Annotated in this window: 13 protein-coding genes; all 13 read right to left on the minus strand. The window is 54.4% G+C overall.

Annotated elements, in window-relative coordinates; translation table 11 throughout:
• Positions 1-83: 83 nt before the first annotated feature.
• Positions 84-1,445, minus strand: coding sequence for a two-component system activity regulator YycH (gene yycH / locus NSQ80_RS21250; RefSeq protein WP_260071654.1), 1,362 nt, complete (start codon positions 1,443-1,445; stop codon positions 84-86).
• On the minus strand, positions 1,442-3,265 hold the full coding sequence (gene walK, locus NSQ80_RS21255; RefSeq protein WP_036644081.1) for a cell wall metabolism sensor histidine kinase WalK: 1,824 nt from the start codon (positions 3,263-3,265) through the stop codon (positions 1,442-1,444). Before walK ends, yycH begins: the two co-directional genes overlap by 4 nt.
• 1 nt (position 3,266) lies before the next feature.
• A complete protein-coding gene (gene yycF, locus NSQ80_RS21260) occupies positions 3,267-3,986 on the minus strand; it encodes a response regulator YycF (RefSeq protein ID WP_009223378.1) in 720 nt (239 codons plus the stop codon).
• Positions 3,987-4,290: 304 nt separating this feature from the next.
• Complete coding sequence (locus tag NSQ80_RS21265; RefSeq protein ID WP_009223377.1) at positions 4,291-5,838, minus strand: peptidoglycan DD-metalloendopeptidase family protein; 1,548 nt, start codon at positions 5,836-5,838, stop codon at positions 4,291-4,293.
• 243 nt (positions 5,839-6,081) lie between these two features.
• Positions 6,082-6,774, minus strand: a complete 693-nt coding sequence (locus NSQ80_RS21270; RefSeq protein ID WP_260071653.1) for a hypothetical protein — start codon at positions 6,772-6,774, stop codon at positions 6,082-6,084.
• A gap of 176 nt (positions 6,775-6,950) precedes the next feature.
• Positions 6,951-8,237 (minus strand): adenylosuccinate synthase, encoded by a 1,287-nt coding sequence (locus tag NSQ80_RS21275; protein ID WP_009223375.1) that lies wholly within the window; start codon positions 8,235-8,237, stop codon positions 6,951-6,953.
• A 352-nt stretch (positions 8,238-8,589) separates the two neighbouring features.
• On the minus strand, positions 8,590-10,257 hold the full coding sequence (locus tag NSQ80_RS21280; protein WP_339302201.1) for a methyl-accepting chemotaxis protein: 1,668 nt from the start codon (positions 10,255-10,257) through the stop codon (positions 8,590-8,592).
• Positions 10,258-10,376: 119 nt separating this feature from the next.
• The gene (locus tag NSQ80_RS21285) at positions 10,377-12,038 is read right to left on the minus strand and encodes a pyridoxal-dependent decarboxylase (RefSeq protein WP_339302202.1); all 1,662 of its coding nucleotides are present in this window, start codon (positions 12,036-12,038) and stop codon (positions 10,377-10,379) included.
• A gap of 374 nt (positions 12,039-12,412) precedes the next feature.
• Complete coding sequence (gene dnaB, locus NSQ80_RS21290; RefSeq protein ID WP_009223372.1) at positions 12,413-13,774, minus strand: replicative DNA helicase; 1,362 nt, start codon at positions 13,772-13,774, stop codon at positions 12,413-12,415.
• A 1-nt stretch (position 13,775) separates the two neighbouring features.
• Positions 13,776-14,219: a 50S ribosomal protein L9 gene (gene rplI / locus NSQ80_RS21295; RefSeq protein ID WP_260071867.1), complete on the minus strand. Its 444-nt coding sequence runs from the start codon at positions 14,217-14,219 to the stop codon at positions 13,776-13,778.
• Positions 14,216-16,198, minus strand: a complete 1,983-nt coding sequence (locus tag NSQ80_RS21300) for a DHH family phosphoesterase (RefSeq protein WP_260071868.1) — start codon at positions 16,196-16,198, stop codon at positions 14,216-14,218. Before NSQ80_RS21300 ends, rplI begins: the two co-directional genes overlap by 4 nt.
• An 11-nt stretch (positions 16,199-16,209) precedes the next feature.
• Positions 16,210-17,130, minus strand: a complete 921-nt coding sequence (locus tag NSQ80_RS21305) for a DUF2232 domain-containing protein (RefSeq protein ID WP_339300788.1) — start codon at positions 17,128-17,130, stop codon at positions 16,210-16,212.
• A gap of 6 nt (positions 17,131-17,136) precedes the next feature.
• The gene (locus NSQ80_RS21310; RefSeq protein ID WP_028539295.1) at positions 17,137-17,439 is read right to left on the minus strand and encodes a MazG-like family protein; all 303 of its coding nucleotides are present in this window, start codon (positions 17,437-17,439) and stop codon (positions 17,137-17,139) included.
• Positions 17,440-17,476 lie beyond the last annotated feature (37 nt).

The raw sequence follows: 17,476 nt of genomic DNA on the forward strand, positions 1-17,476 counted from the left end.
AGTCTCTGATTAAGAAGCACATTCAACGCCACTGCCTCGGCTCTAAGCCCATCCGCGCCAACCTTACGCGAGTACCACGCACACTACTTCGTAGCCGTTCCTGAACCTGCACCCGTGTCCACATCCGCTCCGGTCTTCTCCACCGCTCCCAAGCTCAGCACCCGGGTCGCGCCGTTGCTTAGCTCGACTACCCAAGTCGGCTTCAGCAGCAGCCCCTGCTCGGTGAGAGAAGGCAAGTACGCCGGATATAAGTTGGCAATCCGCGCCTCCGCCTTAAGCGCCGCAATGCTCTCCCGCAACGCCTTGCCGCCGGGCAGAGAGACGACTTTCTTCTCCCAGCTGCCGCCGGAGCCGTAAATCAACGACCGTTCATAGCCGGTGATTGTGCCTTGACGCATTTCCAGCGTGATCGCTCCGTAATGGAACGTCGACAGGTCGATGATCGGGAAGGAGCCAAATTGCCCGGTTCCGTAATACTGCCGGAACACCACCCGATGCTGGTCTTCCTCAACGCCTTCGGTCGTTTGCTCCAACCGGTAATTGCCGTTCCAGCCGCCGTGCTGGTTCACGAAGTCAATCGCCGACAGCACGTTCTTGCTTGGGCTGTTCTCGCCCGCTGAAGGAGCCGCCGGATCGGTGTAGTTGATCCAGTTCCGGTTCTGCTTAACCTGAAGGCTGCGTTTACTGTCCGTGTAGATTTCGGAGCCGTCTTTTTCCCGGATGTACCGGGTGATGCTCGGATCAAAGAACAAGCTTCGCTGCATCTGCTCCGTCGTATACAACCCGATGTTCAAGCCGGTTTCGACCAAATCAATTGACTTCTCGGGGACATAATAGCCATCCGTTAACGTATACGGCACCCAATCCTTGCCAAAATCAACCTGTTGCTGCACGTCCTGCACCGTCAAATCGGCCTTGGTTGCCTCGTACACCACGTCGCCTCGCGAGCTAAAGAAGAACACGCGCACCTGATCGTCGCTTCCCGAGTTAAAGATCATCAGCCGGTTAACGCTCTCCGCGTCAAACAGCGGGTCCGGCGCGATCTGCATCACCTTCTGCAGCAGCTCCACAGGTACGCCTCCGCCAAAGTCCAGTTCCACACCGATATCCTTGCTGCGAATGTCCGTCCAATTCATATTATCGATGTCGTATCGCTGGAACCCGTCGAACTGGCGGCCCTTCAGCCGGTTGTAGATCAACTTGTAGAACGTCGAATCCGGATAAAACACGGTGTGCCGTTCCTCGCCCAAATGCACGGCGATTTGCGCCGGAAAGAGCATCACATCCGCTTCCAGGGTTGTCCCCATGTTCTCCGTACGGATATAGTCGCTCTCCGACTTGACCACCGGATTGCTGCCCGGCAACTGATAGATAAGAAAATAACTCTGTACCAAACTGCACGCGACCAGCAAGGCCAGCGTCAGCGATTTGACCTTCTCCTTCACCGCGCTTCGCCTCCTTGCTTCTCCGCCGGCAGCGTAAAGGTCACCTTCGTGCCTTTGCCCAATTCGGACTGCAGAGATATGGTCCCGCCGTGCGCCCGTACAATTTCCCGGGCAATGGATAGGCCTAGGCCCGTCCCGCCCATATTCCGTGAACGCGCCTTATCGACGCGATAGAAACGTTCAAAAATCCGGTCCAGATCCTTCTTCGGAATCCCGATTCCGGTATCCTGCACCGAAATGGCTAGCTGACGGTCTTCGGTCAAGCGAGCTTCCAGCGCGATGGCGCCGCCCTCCGGTGTATATTTCATCGCATTGGAGATCAGATTGTCCAGCACCTGGTCAATCTGGTCGCGGTCAATCCAGGCCGTATCCACGTCATTGGCGATAAACAGCGTGGGCTTGATCTCTTTCTCCTGCATTTGAAAAGAAAACCGGTCCACCACATCCTCCAGCATCTCCATCACGTTCGTCGGCTGCTTCCGCAACTCGGCCTCATGCGAGTCGAACCGCGACAGATGCAGCAGGTCGGTGACCAGGCGGATCATCCGCTCGGTTTGGCTCTGGATCACGGACACGAACCGCGGCCCAAGCTCCGGATCCTCCATCGCGCCATCTTCCAGCGCTTCGGTGTAGCTCTTGATCGTCGTCAGCGGCGTCCGCAGTTCGTGCGACACGTTCGCCACAAACTCCCGTCGCGACGCCTCCAGCTTCTCCTGTTCGGTGACGTCCTGGAGGACGGCGATCGTTCCAATGATCCCGATTTCCCGCCGATGAATCGGCGTAAACGTCACCCGGATCAAGAAGACGTCGCCGTCCGGCCCGGTATTCTCAAGGATCGTCGAGTGCATCGTTCCTTGCTCCAGCACGTCCCATTCCTCATCCGGCAGGTTCATCAGCGACATGATATCGGCCTGATCGAGATCCGTATCCGACGTCCCCAGCATCTCGCTCGCACGCCGGTTCATCAGGATGACTCGGCCTGTCTCGTCGGTGGCGATCACCCCGTCGCTCATGTTCGTGAGGATCGAAGCGAGCTTCTCCTTCTCTTCCTCGTTCTGCGCCAGCGCATCGCGCAGCCGGCTGGTCATGTAGTTAAACGCCTTGCTAAGCTGGCCGATTTCGTCATTGCCAAGCACCGGCATTTTCTGATGGAACTGCCCTTCAGCCACCGCCGTGGCGCGCCGGGTCAGCTCCTTAATCGGCGAGGTGATCGTATGCGCCAAAATCACGCCTAATACCGCCGTCAACCCCAACGCCAGCAAGATCCCGGATATAAAAATATTGTTGATCCGCTCCATCGTACTGTACAGCTCGCTCATCGACGCCGCAATGTAAATGGCGCCGACGATTTTCCCGCCGCTGACGACCGGCTTGGCGACGACTTTCTTCCGGACGTTGTCCTCGTCGATGATGTACTCCTCGTTATCGCGGATGCCCTGCAGGGCCCGGCTCACGACCGTCTGCGTGTTCTTCGTGCCCACGTAATCGGCGTGGGATGGCTTGGACGTCGTCAGCACCTTGCCGCTCGCATCGAGCACCTGAATCTCGGCCCCGCCGATATTAAACAGGTTGTTAACCAATACACGCAAATTCTCTAACGATTCCTCCGCCGACTCTCCAGTCACGCCCAGGTTTTGTGCCGCCAACACGGAGAGCAGCTCCGCCCGCTCCTGCAGCTCCTTGGTGAAGTTGCTGGTCAGCGAGGTCTTCATCGCGCTCACGAAATACACCCCGATCAGCTGCATGGCAATCAGGATGAGCAGCACGTAAATAATAATCAGTTTAGCCTGGATCGTGCGAAAAAAAGAGGGCAGATTCATTCTAGAGTCCACCCGCCTTGGAGCTCCGCATCATATACCCCAATCCCCGCCGCGTCAAAATGTATTCCGGCTTGCTCGGATCCTTCTCGATCTTCTCACGCAGCCGGCGAATCGTCACGTCCACCGTGCGAACATCGCCAAAATACTCAAAGCCCCACACCGCTTGCAGCAGGTGTTCGCGGGTCATCACTTTGCCAGAGTTCTTCACCAGGTAATGCATCAACTCGAACTCCCGGTGCGTCAGGTCCAGCGGCTCGCCGTTCTTATAGACCGTATACATATCTGTGTCGATAAACAGCTCGAACAGACTGATGCCCTGCTTCGTTTCCTCCGCACCTTCAGCCGCCGCAGCTGCCTTCTGTTGACGCCGCATTTGCGCCTTCACCCGGGCTAACAGCTCGCGGGTACTAAAAGGCTTGGTCACATAATCGTCAGCGCCCAGCTCTAAGCCCAGCACCTTATCGATCTCTCCGTCCTTCGCCGTCAGCATGATGATCGGCGTCTCAAGCTTCGCCCGCACCTCCCGGCACACGTCCATTCCATCCTTGCCGGGCAGCATCAAATCGAGCAGAATCAAGTCCGGTTGTTCGGAGAAGGCCAGCTGGGTCGCTTCAATCCCGTCGAAGGCAAGCACGACCTCGTAGCCTTCTTTCTCCAAGTTAAATTTTAAAATATCCGCAATGGGTTTCTCGTCATCCACGACCAGAATTTTTCCTTGCATGAATCAAGTTCACCCCAACTTTCAGCCATGGGCTTTTGCTCCCTCTATCTTACCATATCTGGCACCGCATCAGCTATCTTCAGAGACGGTAACGATTGGCAGCGCGCGTTCATCTCCTACCCTTATGCCCCTTTCTCACATCGCTTTGCATGATTATCCCTTTTGTTCAGAGACGAGGTTGATCGAGAAGGGGCTGTTCCACTTTTTCCACCTCCTGATGCAACGGGATAATCCTCAAAAAGGGAGCCGGCGACCAATGTCCCAAAAAAAAGCCCGCCTCCCTTACGGGTGGCGGACTCGCATCTTATAAATATTTTAACGGATTCTGAATGCTGCCGTTCTTATGGATCTCAAAATGCAAATGCGTGCCGGTCGAGCGCCCGGTGCTGCCCATGACGCCGATCTTTTCGCCCTTCTCGACGATTTGACCTTTCTTCACGCTGATCTTGCTTAAGTGGCCGTACAACGTTTCATAGCCATTCTTGTGGTCGATGATGATGCAGTTGCCGTATCCCGATTTCGTCCCAACGAAGGAGACGACCCCGTCATCGGCAGCCAGAATGCTGCGGTTGGAGGAGACCAAATCGACGCCTTTGTGGGTCCGTCCCCAACGTTCGCCGTAGCTGCTTGTCATTTTCGCGCTGGATACCGGCCAAGCAAACTGCCCAGTGCCCTCGCCCAGCACGACCTTCGTACCGCGTACGACGATCTTTGGCGAAGATTTCTTCGTGACTTCCTGTCCCAGCCACTCTTCATTCACAACGATGCCGTTTTCCTTCGTGATTCGGTACTCCATCGTCTTGAGGCCGCTGGAGCCGGGAGAAATCACTTTAGTCTCTCCTGCCCGCATACTTGCGTTCGTCTTAACGATGACCTGCGGTTCAGTAACAATTTCCTCCGTCACATGCTCCACCGTGCGAACCGTTAGGGCCGGCTGCACCGCCTTCACGTTGAGCAACGTTCCAATTTGCAGCGTCAGCTCTTCAACCCCGGGATTGTTCGCAAACAACTCCTTCTGAGACACACCAAAACGGGCCGCGATCGACGAGATCGTATCCCCTTCCTGTACCTCATATTGAATTGCTTCTTCGTCCCCTTGAAGGATCTTTCGTACCGCTTCCTCCGGGCTCAGCACCTTGTTCGGATCGGCCTTGACCTCTCCTTGATTCACCTCTTCGGCGATTTCCACCGTTTCCAACGTCGCGTTGGAAGCCTTCGTCTTCACTTGAGCTGACTTGCTGCCGCCGGTTCGTTTCACTTTGGCGGCCAGCGTGCTGGCAGCCACATCCGGTGCATATGTCGATTTCACCCGGTCCAGAACCTCTCGGGCGGCCGCCTGGTCCTTCACCACGGCGATCACTTTGCCGTCCACCTTCAGCTCCACACCTTTGGCGTAGCCGGTTAGCATCCCGTACAGCTCGTCGAGCGTGGACTCAGCATCCACTTCGGCTTTGTAGGCCTGCTCCGGCTTAATGGTGATGCCCTCGGTATTCACCGCCATCTCCACATCCGGATATTTTTGCTTATATTCCTGCTCCTTGCGTTCAATCAGAGCTTGTAATTGCGCTTCGCTTGCGATCGTGCCAATTTCCTTCCCGCTGACGTAAACCCGGTAATAGGATACCGTATTCGCCTTGACGTATTGCTGCCCTCCCCAATAGACCACTCCGGCAATGACTACCACGGCGGCTCCGGCTAAGACAAGCTTGCGGGGCATAAGAAGATCACGCCATTTTCGCCCGCTCTCTGGTTCGGATATCTCTGAATCGTTTTCCGGGCGGCTGTGTTGCTCTTGCGTCCGAGAAGCGTTCACGCGCCACAGCTGCCAGCGTTTTCCCGTAAAACCTTTCATACCGATCTCCTTTTATCCATCGACTCGATTCGACTTGAAATGGTTTCAAAATTTTAACCTTTTGTCGCTATTGTTAACTTTAACACAGCGGGGCGAAGATTTTCAACTTTGGGTCAAAAAGCAAACAACCCGCTTAACAAGCGGGTTCTCACGGTTTTGGCAGCTGAAAGGCCGGTTCATTGAATTTACAATCCTGTGAATGTTAACGCTGACATTCCCTTTGGATCAGGCAATTGAAGCAAATTATTTTTTTAACAATTCCATGACCTTGGCGTATTCCGTTTTATCCAAATGCTTCGACAGGACCTGCTCGATGTTAATCATTTCCGTTTCCGTCAAACCACCTTCCAGGGCGACGGTCAACATTTGCATCTCCTCTTGCGGCAGCTTCTTCATGAGAATCGCAAAGATTTCCTCCTTCTGCTGATCAGGCAACTCCTTCTTCTTGGCCACGAGATCATCCGGCGTCACCACCACCTGCTGATCCTCGCCTAACGCCTCTCCGGCACTCATCCCGCCCATCACCGGCAAAGCATCCTCCGGTGCATCTTCATCCGTTGCGTTGGTGTCCTTCCCCTCCGTACCTGTCCCGCTAGCCGGGGTTCCGTTCGTCTCCGTTGCCGTCCCCCCGGAGGAGCCGCTCTCCCCGCTACCGCCAGATGAATCTGCCAATTCGTCCTTCGTTTTGTCCCCAGTGCTGTCTACCACATCGTCTTCACCTTTCGCCTGATCCGTACGGTCTGAGGCACCGCCTAGTCCCAGCATGCCCTTCATGATCCCGCTGAAGCTAGGGGTCTGTGCGGTGATCGGCAGGTTATAACTGCTGAGTAAAGATTGGATGTACGAATTGACGATGTATCCCGTTGTGGCCACGGTTAATAAACTAACCGCTACGATCGTTACGCATAATTTCAAGATCCATCCGAGCCATTTCATCGTTTGTTTCCTCCTACTGCCTAAGAATCTAGTCTCTCAACCTTCAGTATGGACGGCAAAACCAGATTTCAACCTAAGCTAGGAGGCTAAACTAGAAAAAGAAACCGCCTACCCAAGGATGAACACATCGCTCGTTCGGCGGCTTAGAGATCGTCTGAATCGTCTACCCTATTGGATTATTCGTAAATCGGCAACACCTGATTGGTTTGACTGCGGTTACGGCCAACCGAGAAAATCGCGATAGGCACACCGGTCAATTCCGAGATCCGGCGGACGTAATTCCGGGTTGTTTCCGGGAGATCCTCCAGCGTTTTCGCACCCGAGATATCCTCCGACCAACCTGGCATTTCCTCATACACCGCTTCGCATTCAGCAAGCACCTTGAGACTAGCCGGATAGTGAGTGATAATCTCACCGCGGTATTTATAGCCAGTGCAGATTTTGACGGTCTTGAGACCGGTCAACACGTCCAAGGAGTTCAGCGACAGCCCGGTCAAGCCGCTGACGCGGCGCGTATGGCGGACCACCACGCTGTCGAACCAGCCTACCCGGCGCGGACGCCCGGTAACCGTTCCGTATTCATGGCCCGTCTCACGAATCATGTCGCCCACTTCGTCGAACAGCTCGGTCGGGAACGGACCGTCGCCGACGCGGGTGGTGTACGCTTTCGCCACCCCGATGATCTGATGAATTTTCGTAGGTCCTACGCCGCTGCCGTTGCAAACCCCGCCGGCCGACGGATTGGACGATGTCACGAACGGATAGGTCCCTTGGTCGATGTCGAGCATGACGCCTTGCGCGCCCTCGAACAACACCTTCTGTCCGGCATCGATCGCATCGTTCAAAACCACCGACGTATCCGCGACGTACGGACGCAGGATTTCCGCATATTCCAGATACTGCTGCAGCACTTCCTCTACGTCCAGCGGCTGCCCGCCGTAAATGGTCTCGATCAGATGATTCTTCTCCTTCATGATGTGACGCAGCTTCGTTTCAAACTCCTCGGCATCCATCAAATCAGCGATCCGAATCCCGCTGCGGGAGGCTTTATCCATATATGCCGGCCCGATCCCTTTCCCGGTCGTTCCGATCTTGTTCTCTCCCTTACGCTCTTCCTCCAACTTATCCAAGACCAAATGATACGGCAAAATCACATGAGCCCGATCGCTGATCACGAGATTCTTCGTACTAAAACCGTTCTCTTCCACGTAGTTGATTTCATCAATCAGGGCAGCCGGGTTGATAACAACCCCATTGCCGATGACACAACGTTTATTTTGATTAAAGATGCCTGACGGAATCAAGGTGAGTTTGTACTTCTTGCCGTCGATAAGAATGGTGTGACCGGCGTTGTTACCGCCTTGATAACGGGCCACCACATCGGCGCTTTCCGCCAAGAAATCCGTGATTTTACCTTTACCTTCGTCTCCCCATTGCGTTCCTACAACGACTACCGTTGACATGTACATTCCCCCGCTTGGTGCGTCAAGCACCTGTATTTGAACATTGCAAAAGACAGCCTTCGTCTTGCGGATGGCTTTCCGCCAACCTTAGGCTGATCCGACACTTCCTCCAAATTGTACGCGCTAACAAACGCGCCGCTAACGTCAACCCGACCATCTATCGCTTTAACGCAGCAATACCAGTTTAACAGGCTCCATTTTTAAAGTCAAATTGAAAAGCGAACGATGTTTCTGTTTAATTTTACAAATGTTCGGAATTACTGTTTCCAAAAAAAGAGGATGCCTCGCCGAATCCAAGCGAAGCCCGGATTGGCAATGGCACCTCAATAGCTAAACGAAACACGAATCTTGCTTATAATTTAAAGATCGCCACGGCCTGCTGCAAATTCTCAGACAATGCCGAGAGCTGACGAATCGCCCCCGCGATTTCCTGCATGGCTGCGCTTTGTTGTTCGGACGCTGCAGCGACTTCCTCAGAAGAAGCAGCCTGCTCCTGCGTCACGCCGGAAATTTGCTGCACCGAGGCGGAAATGCTTTGATAGGAGTTTTCCACCAGCAGCAGCGACTGCAGCAGTTGATCGGTCCGGGCCGAGAAATCGCTGATGCCTTGGAAGATCTCCCGGAAATTTTGATGCGTCTTGCTCATCCATTCCTGGCCCTCTTCGATCGCCCGGCTGCCTTCGCCGATGCTTTCGATGACGAGTCGGCTATTTTCCTGCGTCCCGGCGACCAGTTCGGTAATCGACGAGGCGGCTACAGCCGATTGTTCAGCCAGCTTGCGCACTTCACCGGCGACCACAGCAAAGCCACGGCCCAATTCGCCGACCCGTGCCGCTTCGATGGAGGCATTCAACGCCAACAGATTCGTCTGTTGTGCGACATCCGTGATCATGTTGATCACTTCGCCAATCTCCCGGGAGTGCTCCTCCAGTTGTCCTGCCATCGTTTCCGAATGTTGCATCACCTGTTCGATCTTGTTCATGTGACGCAGCGTCTCATCCACCATGTTTTGTCCCTCAGACGATTGCTTGCTGACCTTCTCAGCGATCGACTGCATGGTGTTGACATCGGTGACAACGCCGTTCAGCTGCTGTTGAATTTCCTGCACCGACACCGAGCTGTGGGCGATCGATTCCACAACCTCATTAATGCCTTCACTCATATTGTTCATCGAAATCGCTACCTGCTGCGCGCTTTCGCTGGACTCTTTGGTAACATGCATCAGCTGGGTACTGGTCCCCGATACCTCGAGGGACGAAGCGGAAATATGACCGATCAACTGTTTCATATTGCCGCTCATCCTCCCAAACGCCTCAGCGAGCCGTCCGACCTCATCGCGGCTCCGAATTTCGATCTCCTGGGTCAAATCGCCGGTCGCCAAACGTTCTGTCATATGCACCAGCGTTTTGATCGGCTTCGCAATCGTTCGGCCCAGCAGGTAAGCGAACAGCAAGCCGATGACGAGAACGAAAATGGTGATCGCGGTGCTGTACCATAGCACTGCTGAAGCGGCTTCCGGGATGACAGAGGCATCGAGATCGATCCCCAGCAGCCCTGCGGTGGTGCCATTTTCATTATTCAAAGGAACAAATATCGATTTATGTATGCCGTACTCATCTTTATAGATGCTGCTAACCGTTTCTTGGTTGTTCGCAATGGCCTGTCTCATTTCTTCGGAAAACGGATACTCCATATTATAATCGCCTTCTGTGTCAGATAAAGCGATGATACGTTCCGTGCCCCCATCGTTCGACAAGATATACACGTTTTCCAAATTGTAAAGTTCCTTGAGCCGATCCATCGATTGGCGGGTTTCCTGATACAGCGGACTGTCGGTGCCGTCGATTTCCAGCTTGTTGCCTTCAATTCGATCCAGTTCCCTTTGTACGATGCGGATATTGTTCTCCAGCCGGTGATCCAGTTCGTTCTTCAGTTCACTGCTCAGCGTTGAATTCACGATGGTGATCAGCCCGATGAAGCAAACCACTGTGCTCAGGAGCAAACCTGCCATGCCTACCATGATCTTTGAAGAGATATGTCCGAACAGTAAACGCTTTATTTTATCTTTCACTGCGAGTTCATCTCCTGGGTTGGTTGATATGTTGCGGTCGTTGCTGGGTCAATGCATAGATCAATTCCTTAGTTCACTGCCGGTACGCCAAAGGCTTCACATACCTCAGTGACGCATTCTTTCAAATATTGCACGATTTCATGCACATGCTCCGGCTGAGTATGCGGTGAAATGACAAAAAATTTGCTCACGTACAGCGGAATCTCCCGCCCTTCGGACGAGCCGACCAACAGATGCTTCTTCGTATCGCCAAAGAATATCCGGTCGCGGCGTTCCCCCAGCTTCTCGAACAACCGCTCGTTCAGCTGGTTGCTGCGTTCGATTTCCCGTGCGGAGCAGGCCCCTGAGATTTCGTCGGCAAACCTCGGGCTTCCCTGCAAATAGATGCGGATCAGCGTAGAAATACCCGGGTTGTCTGGATTCGCAATGTCCGCCTGCGGAATTTCTGCTATCAGCTGCTCGCGGAACACCCGGTTCACTTCCAGGAACTGCCCCAACAAGCGCTGATACCCTTCTGTACCAAAGGACAGCAACAAGCTGTACATGCTGATCGAACTTGCCATCCGGGAGCATTCCAACGTATAGCCGGTATGGTATTCGCCATATCCCCGGTGACCTACGTACGGCGTATCCTCCGCTTCCAGATCCATGAGCTTGAGATCGGCCGCATTTTTCAGGAGAAACAAACTGGATACGTACGGAGCTTGGCCCAGCTTCTGAAAATCAAAGCACAGGGAATCCGCGAGTGAGAGCATCTGCATTTTACGCCGGATCGGCTCCAGCATCGCGAGGACGCCATCGCTGAACCCCAGCGGATTTTGTTCCATGTCGTAGTCATTAAAGAAGGCAAAGAAACCGCCAAGGGCAGAATCCGCATGGATATGCGGGCATGGCAAACCAAACCGCTTTGCGTTTTCCTCCGCGACGGCGCGAATCTGGCCGATATCGTCAATCCCGATGGCATCCGTCGTTCCTGTTGTAGCCACAATATAAACTGGCACGCCTCCCATTCGGGCAACGGATTCCAGTTTCCGTTTCAAATCGGCAATGTCCATCGAGCTGTCAGGTAAAGTTTTGACCTTAACCAGTCGATCGCTGCCGAGCCCGGTCGCTTCCACCGACTTAAGCAAGCTGTAATGAGCTGCCTCGGAACAGAACGCGAACAGGTTGTTGGGAACCCCCCGCTTCAGCGCGTCCGGCACCGCTTTGGCAATCGCAATGCGCAGGCCGGAAAAGACGGCTCCCTGACCGCCCCATGTCGTATATCCTCCGCTGGTTGCGGCATCGTAGCCGACCAGCTTGGACATCATGGCGATGACCCGAACCTCTGCTTCAGCACCGGCTGGCCCATAGACATCCCAAAGGTTGTTCCCATTGACCAACATGGCCGTCAGCATCCCCAGCATGCCGGGAATCGAAGCCATCGGCAAAATATTCGTAAAAAAGTATTTCGTATGATAGGGATGGCCGTGCAGTAACTTGAGTAACTCTTCGTTGACATTTTCCATCGGGGCACCTACTTGGGGGATCTCGCTTTCCGCCGCCAGCTCGCCATAGAAATTCGCATCCCGCCGCTTCTCCCCTTTCAAGTTAACGCCTTCGGGGTCCTTCAACTCATCTACGCCGCGAACCAGTTGTTCGATTAGATCTAACATTCGCTTCTGCTGTGCCGAATTTCCGTCTTCACTTGGGAACCAATCCCGTACATCTGGCTTGCCGTTCATTTCCATCTTCATCCTCTCCCATACCTCCATTTGAGTTCTTTCTCTACTGGATCACGAAGTTGAAGAAGCTCGTCCGATATCTTGAATGAGAACTTATAATTTACACCCTCTTTCCGCAACTTTCATTTCCTTACAAATCTAAATTATACAGTCATTTCTTCCTGCGTACAGACAAGTCGCAGGCATATATTCCATGATATGGAATGTGTCGAAAATTGTTTATATTTCTGGTTTAATCCCCTAGATTGTCCCATAATTGTCCCATAGATGAGAATGGAAGGTTCGATTGTTTAACTCGAAACCTATCCCAAACACGAAAAAAAAGGACTGACGAAGATCGTCAGTCCTTGGATCAAGATGATTCCTGTTCTCAGTTCAGCCTAACCTGCGAACGCATCCGCATGCGCCCGCTCATAATTGGCGAACTTGTTAAAGTTCTTCAAGAACACCAACTCAACGGTCCCTACTGGGCCGTTCCGTTGTTTCGCTATGATGATTTCGATAATGTTCTTTTTCTCGGTTTCTTGGTTGTAATAATCGTCCCGGTACAGGAACGCTACGATATCGGCGTCCTGCTCGATGGAACCCGATTCCCGAAGGTCAGACATCATCGGACGCTTGTCCTGCCGCTGCTCAACGCCCCGGCTTAACTGAGACAAGGCGATCACGGGCACTTCGAGCTCCCGGCCAATTTGCTTGAGGGTCCGGGAGATTTCCGAGACCTCCTGCTGCCGATTCTCGCCGGGTTTGCCCCGGCCTTGGATCAGCTGCAGGTAGTCGATCACGATCATGCCCAGACCGCGTTCCTTCTTGAGCCGGCGGCATTTCGCCCGGATATCCGCCACGGTTACGCCAGGGGTATCGTCAATATAAATCTCCGCTTCCGACAAGGCCGCAATCCCCATCGTCAGCTTCGCCCAATCGTCATCGCTCTTGAAATCCCCGGTCCGCATTACGCTGGCATCGAGGTTCGCTTCGGCGCAGATCATCCGCTGCACCAACTGAGCTGCGGACATCTCCAGACTGAAGATGGCCACGGTTTCTTTCGCTCGTACGGCGACATTCTGGGCAATGTTCAAGGCAAACGCCGTTTTACCTACGGAAGGGCGCGCCGCAACGATAATCAAGTCACTGCGCTGGAAGCCCGCCGTCATGCGGTCTAAATCAACGAACCCGGAAGGAATCCCGGTGGTTGTTCCGCGGTTCTGATGCAGCGTCTCAACGCGCTCGAACACTTCCATCAGCACATCGCGAATCGGGATAAACCCGCTGCCCGAACGGCGGTTGGAGATCTCCAGAATGCGCCGCTCGGCATCGCTCAACATGTCCGCTACGTCTTCACCGCCGGCATAACCGTCGCTGACGATTTGCGTAGCCGTGCGAATTAAGCGCCGCAGCATCGATTTCTCTTCGATGATCCGTGCGTAATAATCCACGTTGGCTGCCGTCGGTACGGCATGGGCCAGCTTGGCCAAATAACTGACGCCGCCGATCTCCTCCAGCTCACCGCGGTCCTTCAGCTTGGCAGTTAACGTCACAAGGTCAATCGGCTTGCCTTCCTCGCCGAGTTGAACCATCGCTTCAAAGATTAATTGATGAGGCTTATCGTAAAAATCCTCGGTCCGCACCCGCTCCATCGCGGTAATAAGTGCTTCCGATTGCAGCAGCACTGCCCCAAGTACCGCCTGCTCTGCTTCTAGATTTTGCGGGGGGATCCGGTCAAAAAACAGATCGCCGCTCATCTTATTCCTCCGTCACTTGAACCTTCAACGTCGACTTCACTTCGGGATGCAGCTTCACCGGCACTTGCGTTACGCCCAGCGTACGGATCGGCTCATGCATTTCGATTTTGCGTTTATCCAGCTTCACGCCGGCTTTCTCCAGCGCCTCGGCAACCTGCTTGCTCGTAATTGCACCAAACAAACGGCCGCCTTCTCCGGCTTTCGCTTTCAATTGCACGGTCATCTCCTCCAGCTTCTTGCCGAGTTCGATGGCCTCTTCCTTCTCCTTCTGCTTCCGCTTCTGCTCCGCTGCTGTTTGCTGCTCCAGCGTCTTCACATTCCCTTCGGTGGCCGGACGCACCAGCCCGCGCGGAATCAGGAAGTTTTGCGCATACCCTTCGGAGACGTTTTTGATTTCTCCCTTTTTCCCTTGACCTTTGACATCTTGCAAGAAGATCACTTTCATTCGAACAACCCCTCTTCCTTCTCTATTTCATCCAGGACGGCGAGCAGTTTCTTCTCTGCTTCCGCCTGGGTGCCTTCCAATTGAACCGCCGCATTCGTTAAATGTCCGCCGCCGCCCAGCCGCTCCATGACCACCTGCACGTTCATGCTCCCCAGCGACCGGGCGCTGATGCCAATTAAACCGTCCGGCCGCTCGCTGATGACAAAGGACGCCAGGACGCCGGTCATATTGAGCAGCGTATCCGCAACTTGTGCAATTAACATCTGTGGAATTTTGCGATTGGGCTCCGTCACCGCCAAAGCGATGTGCCCTTTGATCATCCGGGCATGCTTGATGATATCGGCCTTGGCGATGTACTCCTGCAGATCTTCCTTCAGCAATCGCTGTACCATCACCGTGTCCGCCCCGTTTCGGCGGAGGAAGGCTGCGGCTTCAAACGTCCGCGAGCCGGTATGGAGCGCGAAATGCTTCGTATCGACGGTGATGCCCGCAAGCAGCGTCGTTGCTTCAAGCGGACTGAGCTCCACCTTCTCGTGAATGTACTGCAGCAGCTCGGTGACGAGCTCGCAGGCCGAGGAAGCATAAGGCTCCAGATAGACGAGCACCGCATCGGTCACAAATTCCTCGCCGCGGCGGTGGTGGTCCACGATGACGACGCGGCTCGCTTCTTCAACGAGCCGAGGCTCCATCGTCATGGAAGCCTTATGCGTATCAACGAGCACGAGCAGCGTGTGCTCGGTCATCAAATGCATGGCCTGCTCCGGCGAGATAAACCGCCGGAGCAAGGCTTCTTCTTTGTTGATGCGCTCCATCAGGCGCTCAATCGCCGGGTTCGGGCCATCCAGCACGATGTGGGCCTCGACCTTGTACATATCGGCGGCCTTCAGCACGCCGATGGAGGCGCCAATCACGTCGAGGTCCGGTACGCGATGGCCCATGATGATGACGCGGTCGCTCTCCTGCATCAAATCGCGCAAAGCATGCGCGATGACGCGGGCGCGGACGCGCGTCCGCTTCTCTATGGCGCCGGATTTGCCGCCATAGAAAGAGAGCCGCTGACCGGCCTTGACAGCGGCCTGGTCGCCCCCACGGCCGAGCGCCATATCCAAGCTGGACTGGGCGAGTTCGCCCAGCTCACTGAAGCGCTCGGCGCCAAAAGCGAGGCCGATGCTGAGCGTAATCGGCACCTTCAGGTCCGCGGTCATTTCGCGGACCTCGTCCAGAATGACGAACCGGCTCTGCTCGAGTTCGTCCAGCGATTTCTGATTCAGAATCATCAGATATCGCTCGGAGGACAGTCGCCGCAGGTACACGCGGTACTGTTTGGCCCATTCCGTAATCGCCGTCGCCACGCGGGCGATCAAGGCGGTCCGCTGCTGGTCGTCCATGCCCTGGGTGGCTTCATCCAGATTGTCCAGCAGCACGATGCCCAGCGCGGCCCGTTCGTCTTCATACCGTCTGCGCAGCACCGCCAGCTCCGTCATGTCATGGAGATAAATAATCCGCTCGTTCGCATCGATGGTAAGCTCATAGTAACGATCCCCAACCATCACTTCGACCGTCGTCCGAGCCCCCGCCCCATCCTTCTTATCGCGGCTTGGTAAGGGGAGCTGCGGCAGCAGCTCGGACAGCGGCTGGCCCACGACGGAATCTTTGCCGTACATGCCAGCCACGAAATGATTATGCCATTCGACCGTCCGTTCTTCGCTGTACAGGATCAAACCAAACGGAAGCTTACTGATCGCCTCACCTTCCACCCGCTTGATCCGGTAGTTTAAATCGGTCACGTATCGAATCAGCTCTTGGCGGAACTGCCGCTCCGCCCGCAGCATGCTGTAGGTCAGCACACCCACGAGGCATAAGCTCACCAGCCCCAAGATCCAGTTGAAGTAGGAGACGAAGATGACGAGCAGCAACTGAAGCATGAACATCCATACGGTCTGGTAACCGTACCAACGTTTTTGCAAAACATTTGGCATGCCTTCTCACCCTATCGTCTTGGTCTCGTAATCATATCCCGCAGCGGGAATGCAATGTCCAAAATCCCCACGATTCGAAGCGGCGGAATAAACAACAGCGCTACAATGAGCAGAATCGGAATCACCGGATTCCACTTGCGATGATAGGCGGCAAAGAAGAAGAAGCTTGCCGTTTGCACCATAAAGAGAAATTGCAGCAGCGGCATCAGATTCAGCACAATCGTGCCCAGGAATCCTTGGCTTACCGCGTCTCCGCCAAACCACTGCAGCAACACGCCGATCAAATAGTACCAAATCAGCGAACGCGGCAGCCGCCAATCGCGGATCGGCGGCAGCTTCGGCACCGCATGACCCAAGCTGGACAACGTAGGCCGGGAGATCGCATGGGCTACCGCAGCCATAAGCAACGAGCAGACGATCATCGTAAAGGGAATCATCCGCACCGTCAGGCTGGAGAATTGCTGGCTCATCTCCGGCGACCAGACAATGGTGCCGGTCAGCGAGCTATCGGCGACATTCGTGAACGGAGCCATGGCCGCATTCACCAGGTCCTCAATCGCGTTAGCCAGATTAAAGTCGAAGAAGACTGTGCTGATCAGCAGAACCAGCAAAAATTCCAGCAAAATGGTGCCGGCTCCCGCCATGACCGTGCGGAACGCCGGGCTTCTTTTCTTATATAAATAGCCCATCACGATCGAAGGAATAATAAAATAGACGGCCTGCAGCAAGCTCAGCGGGCCGAAGATCAACGCAAACGCCAGCCAGACCGCCGCCACGTGCACAAGAAACACTCTTGTTGACAAGGTCGTATACAGCAAAATGCCCGGCACGATCAGAAAAAACATCGTGATCACGGTCAGCGGAGTTGCAAGTGACAACAGAAGCAGCAAATATGCGGCGCTCCAGGCCACCGATGTCCAGCGTAACTTCAAATGGGTTCACCTCTTAGACATATGTTCTTCCAGGGTAGAAATATCTTGATACCAATCCTCGAGCTGGTGACCCTCCTGCTTATGTTTTCTCAGTTTCTCCAAGATGCTGTCATCCATATCCCGATAGGAAACACCTAGTCTCCGCCCCAAAATATAACTGCTGACGATCAGGCTGGCAAGACTGTCCGTTACCCGTGTCGTGCTGCCTTCCCATAATGCTTTAAACAAACGGGATACGTGATCGACTACTTCCGTTTTGAGCCATTCAATCACTTTGGCACGTTTGGCTACATCCATTTCCCTTTGCATCGCGGACAGCTTCGACCCTCCCCGAAAAAAGCTTTAT

The organism is Paenibacillus sp. FSL K6-2441 (assembly GCF_037964765.1).
Classification (GTDB): domain Bacteria; phylum Bacillota; class Bacilli; order Paenibacillales; family Paenibacillaceae; genus Fontibacillus; species Fontibacillus phoenicis.

Coding starts and splice junctions, on each gene's coding strand:
- rplI (WP_260071867.1), bottom strand. CDS start 14,219: ATGAAAGTGATCTTCTTGCAAGATGTCAAAGGTCAAGGGAAAAAGGGA.
- NSQ80_RS21300 (WP_260071868.1), bottom strand. CDS start 16,198: ATGCCAAATGTTTTGCAAAAACGTTGGTACGGTTACCAGACCGTATGG.
- NSQ80_RS21280 (WP_339302201.1), bottom strand. CDS start 10,257: ATGGTAGGCATGGCAGGTTTGCTCCTGAGCACAGTGGTTTGCTTCATC.
- NSQ80_RS21270 (WP_260071653.1), bottom strand. CDS start 6,774: ATGAAATGGCTCGGATGGATCTTGAAATTATGCGTAACGATCGTAGCG.
- yycF (WP_009223378.1), bottom strand. CDS start 3,986: ATGCAAGGAAAAATTCTGGTCGTGGATGACGAGAAACCCATTGCGGAT.
- NSQ80_RS21265 (WP_009223377.1), bottom strand. CDS start 5,838: ATGAAAGGTTTTACGGGAAAACGCTGGCAGCTGTGGCGCGTGAACGCT.
- NSQ80_RS21275 (WP_009223375.1), bottom strand. CDS start 8,237: ATGTCAACGGTAGTCGTTGTAGGAACGCAATGGGGAGACGAAGGTAAA.
- NSQ80_RS21310 (WP_028539295.1), bottom strand. CDS start 17,439: ATGCAAAGGGAAATGGATGTAGCCAAACGTGCCAAAGTGATTGAATGG.
- walK (WP_036644081.1), bottom strand. CDS start 3,265: ATGAATCTGCCCTCTTTTTTTCGCACGATCCAGGCTAAACTGATTATT.
- NSQ80_RS21285 (WP_339302202.1), bottom strand. CDS start 12,038: ATGGAAATGAACGGCAAGCCAGATGTACGGGATTGGTTCCCAAGTGAA.
- dnaB (WP_009223372.1), bottom strand. CDS start 13,774: ATGAGCGGCGATCTGTTTTTTGACCGGATCCCCCCGCAAAATCTAGAA.